This is a genomic window from Terrabacter terrae, assembly GCF_039529575.1.
Taxonomy (GTDB): Bacteria; Actinomycetota; Actinomycetes; order Actinomycetales; family Dermatophilaceae; genus Terrabacter; species Terrabacter terrae.
Genome location: NZ_BAAANB010000021.1, coordinates 122,037 through 131,063, shown reverse-complemented (window position 1 = coordinate 131,063; position 9,027 = coordinate 122,037). Strand labels below are relative to the sequence as shown.

Annotated in this window: 8 protein-coding genes and 1 tRNA gene; 4 read left to right on the top strand and 5 right to left on the bottom strand. The window is 72.4% G+C overall.

Translation table 11 applies throughout. The features are described 5' to 3' along the window. Positions 1–60 precede the first annotated feature (60 nt). Positions 61–582, bottom strand: a complete 522-nt coding sequence (locus ABD194_RS10715) for a YbhB/YbcL family Raf kinase inhibitor-like protein (protein WP_343991092.1) — start codon at positions 580–582, stop codon at positions 61–63. 195 nt (positions 583–777) lie between these two features. Here ABD194_RS10715 and ABD194_RS10710 point away from each other — a divergent pair, with 195 nt between their 5' ends. Next, positions 778–1,368: a hypothetical protein gene (locus tag ABD194_RS10710; protein ID WP_343991090.1), complete on the top strand. Its 591-nt coding sequence runs from the start codon at positions 778–780 to the stop codon at positions 1,366–1,368. Positions 1,369–1,625: 257 nt separating this feature from the next. Here ABD194_RS10710 and ABD194_RS10705 read toward each other — a convergent pair whose 3' ends face one another. Beyond that, positions 1,626–2,522 (bottom strand): PhzF family phenazine biosynthesis protein, encoded by an 897-nt coding sequence (locus ABD194_RS10705; protein ID WP_343991087.1) that lies wholly within the window; start codon positions 2,520–2,522, stop codon positions 1,626–1,628. Between the two features lie 220 nt (positions 2,523–2,742). Between ABD194_RS10705 and ABD194_RS10700 the strand changes: the two genes are divergently transcribed. Beyond that, the gene (locus ABD194_RS10700; protein WP_343991085.1) at positions 2,743–3,552 is read left to right on the top strand and encodes an SDR family NAD(P)-dependent oxidoreductase; all 810 of its coding nucleotides are present in this window, start codon (positions 2,743–2,745) and stop codon (positions 3,550–3,552) included. On the opposite strand, the gene ABD194_RS10695 is transcribed toward ABD194_RS10700, so the two are convergent. Genes ABD194_RS10695 through ABD194_RS10685 form a run of 3 tightly spaced genes read right to left on the bottom strand, consistent with a single transcriptional unit; the run spans position 3,549 to position 6,248 of the window. Then, a complete protein-coding gene (locus ABD194_RS10695) occupies positions 3,549–3,854 on the bottom strand; it encodes a GNAT family N-acetyltransferase (RefSeq protein WP_343991083.1) in 306 nt (101 codons plus the stop codon). The two genes, ABD194_RS10700 and ABD194_RS10695, sit on opposite strands and share 4 nt — an antisense overlap. Then, positions 3,805–5,931 (bottom strand): alpha/beta hydrolase, encoded by a 2,127-nt coding sequence (locus ABD194_RS10690; RefSeq protein WP_343991081.1) that lies wholly within the window; start codon positions 5,929–5,931, stop codon positions 3,805–3,807. The genes ABD194_RS10695 and ABD194_RS10690 overlap by 50 nt, the downstream gene beginning before the upstream one ends. Further along, positions 5,931–6,248, bottom strand: coding sequence for a hypothetical protein (locus tag ABD194_RS10685; protein ID WP_343991079.1), 318 nt, complete (start codon positions 6,246–6,248; stop codon positions 5,931–5,933). Before ABD194_RS10685 ends, ABD194_RS10690 begins: the two co-directional genes overlap by 1 nt. 248 nt (positions 6,249–6,496) lie before the next feature. Here ABD194_RS10685 and ABD194_RS10680 point away from each other — a divergent pair, with 248 nt between their 5' ends. Together ABD194_RS10680 and ABD194_RS10675 are read left to right on the top strand one after the other, a co-directional pair. Then, on the top strand, positions 6,497–8,110 hold the full coding sequence (locus ABD194_RS10680; RefSeq protein WP_343991077.1) for an alpha/beta hydrolase: 1,614 nt from the start codon (positions 6,497–6,499) through the stop codon (positions 8,108–8,110). A 203-nt stretch (positions 8,111–8,313) separates the two neighbouring features. Continuing rightward, positions 8,314–8,389, top strand: a tRNA-Lys gene (locus ABD194_RS10675). The last annotated feature ends 638 nt before the right edge of the window (positions 8,390–9,027 follow it).

The window sequence follows — 9,027 nt, the reverse complement described above, 5'->3', positions numbered from 1 at the left end:
CGGGCTCTCGGTGCCTCTCCGGCACTCCGGGGCCGCCGCACGGCGCCCGGGACGGTGAGGTCAGTGCTGGTAGGTGCCGTGGATGACCGCACGGCCAAGGGTCTTGAACGCCAGGTTGAACGACACGACGGCCGGGGACGCGGAGTTGTCGGCGCCGAGGCTCGGCTCCGAGACGGCGTGGACGACGAAGAAGTAGCGGTGTGGCATGTCCCCCTCGGGCGGCGCCGCACCCGTGAAGCCCTGCTGGCCGGCGTCGTTGCGGACGTGGAAGGCCTTGCCGGGCAGGGCCCCCGACGCAGCCCCCGTGTCGAGCGAGGTGACGTCAGCGGGCAGGTCGACGAGCACCCAGTGCCAGAAGCCGGAGGGCGTGGGCGCGTCGGGGTCGAAACACGTCACGACGAAGCTCTGCGTCCCCTCGGGTGCACCGCTCCACGACAGCTGGGGAGACGTGTTGCCCTTGTCGGCCACCTGGTCGTCCTTGAGCGGGGCCCCGTCCGTGACGTCGTCGCTCGTCACCGAGAACGAGGGCACCGGCGGAAGCAGGTCGTAGGGGTTGGGGGCGACCGGTCGGTCGAGGCTCATACGGTCCTCCTGCGAAGTCGTGGATGTTTCGCACCATACCCACCGGGACCGTGTGCCGGGACGCTCGCTCGGGGCGCGCGGCGACGGCGGGGGCCGGGTGGGAACGGCGGGACCGTGCGTGCGCGTCCGGACCACCCGCGCCACGTCACTAGGCTGGGCAGCGAGGAACAAAAGGGACACAGACGGGGGTACGCGTTGCGCCAGGAACGAGGGGCGGGCCGCAACGGTCCGGCGGCGCCCGGCACGTCGGCCGAACGGTGGCCGCCGTCGCGCAACCACTTTCCCGTCTTCGCCGTACGCGAGTGGGCGGCACGCTTCTACGAGCAGGACCGGCTCCGGCGTGAGGCGGCGTGGTGGCGGCTCGCGTGGCCCTTCGGCGTCGCCGTCCTCCTTGCCGGCGCAGCCGCCGCCGTCGCCTCGCGCTGGCACCCGCGCGGCCCCAGCCTGACGTTCGGTGCCGCAGTCGTGCTGGCAGCTGCAGCCGTCGGCATGACGGCTGGCGGCCTGCTCCGCGTCCGCGACATCCGCTCCCGGCAGTCCGCGGCCCGGGCGCACCCCGCGACGGTCGAGGAGGTCCCGAGAGCGGCCCGGGCCGCGGTGCTCGAGTCGCCTCGGCTGCGTTTCCGCCGACCCGAGGACGGCGCGAGCTTCGCTGCACTGCGTGACGAGGTGGCCGCCGCCGCACCGGTCGGCCAGTTCGCGGCGGCGGTGCTCGTGTGGGCGCTGGTGATGCAGGACAGCGCCGGCGGCACGCTCGAGGACTGGGTGCGAGGGCGCCACCTCTGAGTTCCGCCCGCCCCGCCTGCCTCGTTGGTTCTCGGCGCACGGTTCGCCGTCCTGCAGAACGTCACGCTCGGCCCTGCCGTGACCGTGACCGACGTGGACGAGGACCGCACGGCGACCTCGTGCTCGCCGTGCGGTCTCTGGATCGGGCCGAACGCGTGTGGGACGCCGCCGACCCCCGGCTGGCACAGCTGCCGCTCCGGTTCACGACGAGCTGACCGGCTCGGCGGTCTGGGCGGACGGGCTGGCCGTGCCGGTGCTCAGTCCTCGCCCTCTCGTCGTATGCGTGTCGCTGAGCCGCTCACCAACGCCGCCTCCTCGAGCAGCTCCACCTCGATCCTGCTCGGCCGGCCCATCTCCAGCCCCTGGGCGATGACGAACCGGTCGCCCGGGTACGCGCTGCCGTGGTGCCGGAGGTAGCCCGCGAAGGCCGCTGCCGCCGCTCCGGTCGCGGGGTCCTCGACCACCCCTCCCCACGGGAAGGGATCCCGCGCGCGCCAGTGCCCCGGCTCCGTCGGCAGGGTGAGGTGCACCGTGACCCATCCCTGCTCACGGCTCAGGCGTTGCAGCTGTGGGAAGTCGTAGGCGAGGGCCTCGAGCCGGGCGAGGTCGCGGGGGACGAGGACCGGGTGGCGGTTGCCGCCGAGCCCGATCGCCGGGGGGAAGCGCGGGTCGAGGTCCTGCTCCGACCAGTGCAGCGACTCGAGCAGCTGGGCGAGCAGGTGCTCCTCGAGCGGCACGCATCCGACGGCAGGGCTGCGCAACGTGCCGACGGTGCGCTCACCCTCACGACGCCCGGTGATGGCCACCGGGCCCACGCGGGTGCCCAGCGTGTAGCTGCCCTCACCGACGGAGTCGCACAGTGCCACCGTGGTCGCGATGGTGGCGTGGCCACAGAAGTCGACCTCTCCCGCAGGGGCGAAGTAGCGGACCGGGATGACCGCCGCGGCGTCGCGGTCTCCACCACCGTCCCCGACGGCTCGGTGGACCGGGCCGGTGACGAAGGCCGTCTCGCTGTAGCCGAGCGCGGCAGCGACCTGCTGCATCTGCGTCGCGGTCAGGCAGGCGGCGTCGAGGACGACCCCGGCCGGGTTTCCGCTGTCAGGGCTGTCGCTGAAGGCAGCGAACCGCTCGATCGTCGGGCTGTCCTGATCCATGGTCGTCCTTCCTCGCCGGGTGAGGCTGTCGGCCGGCCCCTTCTGCACCTGGTCAGAGTCTCCTCCTCCACAGCGGGCTCGCCCTTTTCGACGCAGCTCTCGACCGGCGATCGGCGGCGTCGCCTTCGGCCCGGTTGCCCGCCGGACCCCGAAGGCAGGGGCTAGCCTCTGCTCACCCACAGCCTGACCGCCCCGGCGGCGTGACCGATCGGAGAGCCGGATGGCCTACACCATCGACCTCAGCGGGCGGGTCGCGCTCGTCACCGGCGGGACGAGCGGCATCGGGCTCGCCACCGCGGCCAAGCTCGCGACCGCGGGCGCGCGCGTCGTCATCTGCGGGCGCAACGCCGAGCGCGGTCGTGCCGCGGTGGCGGACATCGGAGCAGACGGCCTCGTCAGCTACCTGCAGGCCGACGTGTCGGACGACGAGCAGGTGCGCGAGCTGGTCGACGCCGTGGTGCGGGAGCACGGCCGCCTCGACATCGCCGTCAACAACGCCGGCAACGTCGAGACGCTCGACCCCTCCGCGAGGACCAGCGTCGAGGTGACGCCGTCGCACTTCGATGCCACCATCCGCACCCTCATGACGAGCGCGTGGCTGTGCATGCGCCACGAGATCCCGGCCATGATCGCCGGCGACCCCGCCGGGCCGGGAGCGGCGCGGGGTGCCGTCGTCAACGTCTCGTCGATGGACGCCGCCCTCCTCGCCGCCGGAACGGGCAGCTACTCCGCCGCGAAGCTGGGCCTCGAGGCGCTGACCGTCAGCACGGCGAAGGAGTTCGCCGCCCGAGGCGTGCGGATCAACGCCGTCCGTCCCGGTGCCATCCTGACGCCGATGCTCGAACGCAACCTCCGTGGCGACAGCCCGCAGGAGAGGGCGGAGCGCGTCGCGGCATACGAGGCCGTGATCTCGATGCGGCGGCTCGGGGAGCCCCGCGAGGTCGCATCGGTCATCACCTGGCTCTGCTCGGACGAGGCGTCCTACGTGACCGGGCAGGTCCTCAACGTCGACGGCGCGATCTCGCTCTAGCGCTCGTGCGGGCGCGTGGCGAACACTTCGACCGGCCTGCCGTAGTAGGCGTCGGAGCTGCCACGCGGGTGGAGGCGGAGGCGACGGCACACGGCGAGTGAAGCGGCGTTGTCAGGGCTGACGACGGCGACGACCTCCTCGAGCCCCGCAGCGACCCCACGGGCGATGGCCGCACGGGCTGCCTCGGTGGCGTAGCCGTTGCCCCCGTGGTCAGGATGCAGGTGCCAGCCGACCTCGACCTCGCCGCCGACGTCAGTGCAGGAACGGGCTGAAGGGCAGTGCGCCGACGCCCGAGCGCTCATGCCTCGTCGGCGGCAGGCCGACCAGCACGCGATGGATGTTCAGCCAGCCCTCCGCCCCCGTGTCCAGCACACCACCGTGGGCCTCCCACGGCTCGAGCAGGTGTCCGTCGGCGGCGTGGTCGCCGGCCAGGCGCTCCATGCGGGCCAGGGCGACCGGGTCGGCGCCGTGCCCGAGGTCCTGCAGCTGCTCGAGCGGCCAGCTCTGCACCAGCTGCGACACCGCGGCCGGCACGGCCTGCATCGGCTCGACCCGCAGGCCTTGGACCAGCCGGATCGGGTCGTTGGCGGCGGTGATCGTGTAACGCCGCACCTCGCACCGGCCGGGGCTCAGGTCACCGATGCCGCCCACGGCGTGACCGGCACCTGCGGACTCGACGTGGATGACGTTGTCGGCATCGAGGCCGTACTGCTCGCTCGTGCCGACCACGGCCCCGCCGTAGGAGTGCCCGATCACCGTGACGGCCGGACCCACCACGGGTCCCTGGGCGCGAGGCACCTCGTTGCGGGCCGCCGGTGACTGCTCGATCTCCTGGCGCAGGTCGTGGCTGAAGGTTGCGAGCCGGGGTGCGAGCCGGTCGGCGTAGTCGTGGAAGGGGGCGTCGGTGACGATGCCGTCGGGCAGGTCGCCGCCCATCCACGTCACCATCGCCACCCGACCGTCCGAGGCGTCCACCCAGGACCGCGACCGCCGGGCGTTGGTCTCGTGGCCGCCCAGCTCGGCGGTCGTGCCGGGGACGAACACCCCGACGCCGACCGTCGCCGCGGTCAGCGCCCCGTGCAGCTCGACGACGGAGCCGTCGTCGGCATTGTCGAACCACAGGACCTGCCGGGACGGATCAGCCGCCAGGGTGCGCAGCTGCGCCAGGTGCGCCCGGTCACGTTCGAGCTGGTCCCAGCGGTAGACCAGCCCGGGCCCTCGGACCTCGCCGGTCTGAGCCGCATCCCACGCATCGCGCCCCAGCGCGTCGTTGCGGCGCTCCTGCTCTGCCACGGCGGCCACGATGCGGACGTGGTTCGCCGTGGCACGGACCTCGAAGGGCGCACCGGAGAGGTTGCCGACCACGCCGGGCCACAGCAGCGCCGCCACCTGCTGTTCAGAGGGGCTCAGGGCCTCGAACCCCCCGCGGACCGCGAGGCGGCGCGGCCATCCTGAGTCACCTGCGGAGGCCAGGGTGGGCCCCCGAGCGGCACCCAGGGTGGCCAGGAACGTCTCGAAGGAGACCAACGGCACGGGCCCCGTGCCCACCGGGTGGGAGCCGGCCAGGACGAAGGATGGGAGGAGACCGCCGGTGTCGGCGCCGGCCTGAGGGCGGCGCGCGACCAGCTGGGCCGCGACGCCGGGGTTGGCCTGTAGGTGGGCGGCGAACGATGCAGCGTCCCACCCTGCGGCCTCGGGCGGCAGGATCCCGGCGTCCACGAGCCGGCCCACCTGCGGCGCCAGCCGACCCTGTGACCGGGTGCCGTCGGACAGCAGCGCCAGCTCCGCGCGAAACCGCGACACGCCGCCCGCCCCGATGCCGGTCCCCGGCACCACGGCGGCACCCTGCACGACCAGCCGGTCCAGACCGCGTCCCACGCGGTCGACCTGCTCCTCGGCGTGCCGGTGCAACCGTGTGTATGCGGCATCCACCGAGGCCGTGTCCGGATGACCGGTGCGTGCCTGCGCGAGGTGCAGCTGCCGCTGCACCTCCACGATCCGCGCGTGCGAGTGGGGGTCCCCGAGGTCGGCACGTGTCGCCGCCCGCACCTGCCCTTCCGCGTGCGAGAGCACCTGCCATGCCTCATCGAGCTGCGACACCTGCCGACGCCACCGCGCCAACGGATCGACCAGCCCTGCCAGGAGCGTCGCCGCCCGGGCGTAGACCTGCGCCGCCTCCCGGGCGTCGTCGCTGCACCGGCGCGCATCCTCGAGCGCGAGCACGGACGCGCCGCCCTCCGGCCACGCCGTCGCGACCGCACTGACCTGTGACTCCACCTCCCGGCCGACCTCGCCCATCCGCTGCGCGAGCCGGCGCCACTGCCGCGCCTGCGCCTCGACGACGCACGGGTCGTCCCCGACGGCCTCGAACCGCACCATCAGTGCACGTCCCCGGCGCTGGTCGGCAAGACATGTGACAGCAGCTGCGCGCTCACACGCTCGAGGTTCTGCCTCGTCCACGAGGCCTGCTGCAGGGCAGTGGCAAGCAGACCCAGCTCGGAGCGCACCGCTGACAGCCCGTCGCCCCACACCGCCTCGAACCGCGACACCTCGGAACTCACCGACGGATCACGACCCGCCGCCGAACCGAACACCGTGGTGGGCGGTCGGGGCACCTGCTCGCCGCAGTCACGCAGCCGCGCGCCGGCCGCCGCCACTGCGGGGGCATCCACCACTTCTCGGCTCACGGCCACCACGTCCCGCCGCCGCTCCCTGCACCACATCCCCTGTCCATGGGCTGACGCTAGACACCCGGCGGGTGCCACCCCGGCTGTTGTCCACAGCCGGGTCAGAAAGGCACGGCCGCCATTTGTCGCGACATGCCGGACCGGCGCCACGAACCGGCTCACGCCGGCTGCCCGAACCTGCTCCGTCCCGGTCGCGACGGTGCCACATTGAAATGTGGCGCCCTCCGCCGCCACAGGTCGCTCATAGGGGAACCATCATGAAACGACTCATCACCGTCGTCGCCGCTGCCGCGCTGACCGCCAGTGCCGCCATCGCGTCAGTGCCCGCGCAGGCCGCGTCCAGCAGTGCCACGCCCACCGCCGACAGCTCGGCCAGTCCCTACGTCCCGCCACCGATCCACTGGGGGGCGTGTTCCGACCCGACGCTCGTGCGCTACGGCGCGCAGTGCGGCATGGTCACCGTGCCCCTGGACTACGAGCACCCGCACGGCGCCCTCATCCACCTCGCAGTGTCCCGGCTGCGGCACACGACCCCGCAGTCGGCATACCAAGGAGTGATGCTCGTCAACCCCGGTGGCCCCGGGGGTTCGGGTCTCGTCCTCTCGGTGCTCCAAGGGTTCGTGCCGCACAACGCCGGCAAGGCGTACGACTGGATCGGCTTCGACCCGCGCGGCGTCGGTTCCAGCAGGCCGGCGCTGTCGTGCGACGGCAGCTACACGAGCTACGACCGGCCGTACTACGTGCCGGTGACGCACGGGCTGGAGAGCGCGTGGCTGACCCGGACGAAGAACTACGCGAAGGCGTGCACGAGGGCCGGTGGGGCGCTGCTCGACCACATGAAGACGACGGACAACGTCGCTGACATGGAGAGCATCCGGATGGCGCTGGGACAGAAGGAGATCAACTTCTACGGCTTCTCGTACGGCACCTACCTGGGCCAGGTCTACGCGACGTTGCACCCGGACCGAGTGCGGCGCTTCGTCCTCGACAGCAATGTCGACCCGCGTCGCGTGTGGTACCAGGCCAACCTCGACCAGGACTACGCCTTCGACCGGAACATGGGCATCTACTTCGACTGGGTCGCCAAGCACGACGCCGTCTACGGTCTCGGCAACGACGGCCAGGCAGTGGAACGCACCTACTACCGCATCCAGAACTACCTGCGCGCCCACCCACAGGCCGGCGGCACCATCGGACCGGACGAGTGGAACGACGTGTTCGTGAGCGCCGGCTACTACGTCTACGGCTGGACCGACATCGCCACCGCCTTCTCCGCCGCGGTGAAGCACGGCGACTACCGCGGCATCAAGGCGCTCTGGGACAACGCCAACCCCCAGGGGCCGGGAGCCGACAACGGGTATGCGGTGTACCTCGCGACACAGTGCACCGATGCGCCGTGGCCCCACAGTTGGGAGGTCTGGAGGCGCGACAACTGGCGGGTCTACGACAAGGCCCCGTTCCTGACGTGGAGCAACGCCTGGTTCAACGCGCCGTGCCGCACCTGGACGGGTGACACGGCCGACAAGCCCGTCACCGTGTCCGGACGGCAGGTACCGCCGATCCTGCTGATCGACGAGACCTACGACGCCGCCACGCCGTATGCCGGCAGCCTCGAGGTGCGGTCGCGCTTCCCGCGATCGGTCCTCGTCGAGGGCGTAGGCGGAACGACGCACGCGGGCTCGCTCTCGGGAGTGGCCTGCACGGACAACACGGTCGCGGCCTACCTCGCCACGGGCTCGCTGCCCGAGCGACGACCGGGTCGCCGCTCGGACCGGCAGTGCGACCCGGTGCCCCAGCCCAACCCGTCAGCGGCGGCAGCCACTGCGGGGTCCGGCACGTCCTCGACGCGAGCCGCCCTGAGCGCCCGGTGAACCTCCGCTGAGGTGCCGGCGTCCTCCCTGCACAGGGCCGGACGCCGGCATCGCACCGGCGTTCGTGCGCTCGAGCAGCGACGCCGGGTGTGGGTGGGCTCGGGTCTGCGGCATACTGGCGCCCGGGGTCGGCCGTCGCCCAAGCAGGTGGCTGTCGTCCGGGGTGAGGTGTCACAGGACGCCGAGTCGGACCTCGACCCCGCGGGCCTCTAGCTCAGTTGGTAGAGCGTCGGACTTTTAATCCGCTGGTCGTCGGTTCGAGCCCGACGGGGCCCACCACACGTCTGGGCAGGTCGGCCAGCATCCGTGGCATGTGGCCGCCCCTCCTACGGGGCCTCGGCAGGGACGGGGGGCACATCTGCGGCACAAGCCCGTCGAGGGCCAGAGCCACGGCGTCGAGGTCGTCGCCGAAGAGACCGGCGTACCGTCGAACGTCATCGCCGCCGACGTGTGCCCAGCATCTGCTGCACAGCCTTGACGTTCGCGCCCGCGGCGATCGCAGGGGAAGCCGCCGTGTGGGACACGTCGTGGGTTTGACGTTGACCAGGCCCGCTGCTCGGCAGGTCGGGTCGAACACGCGATGGCGCCAGTTCCCCAGGCGTACCGCTCCCCCACCCGGCGCGGTGAACAGCAGGTCGTCGGGCCCCTTCGTGACCGGCCGAGGTGGCCACGTCGAGCCGGTGTCGCTGTCGAGGGGTGGGCGTAGGGTTCGTGATGGGGTCGGCGCAGCCTGCGGCGACAGATCGGAGTCCCTCATGCCAGCCGATCCGCCCGGTCGGAAGCCACGCGGGGCGCAGTTGGCGGAACTGATGTCGCTCGTGCGCGCTGCTCGTGGAGACGTGCGAGTCCTGCGGGCGGGAAAGGTTGATCCGGCACGCTTGTCGGCCGCTCGTGGCGTACTGCTCGATGCCATGGAA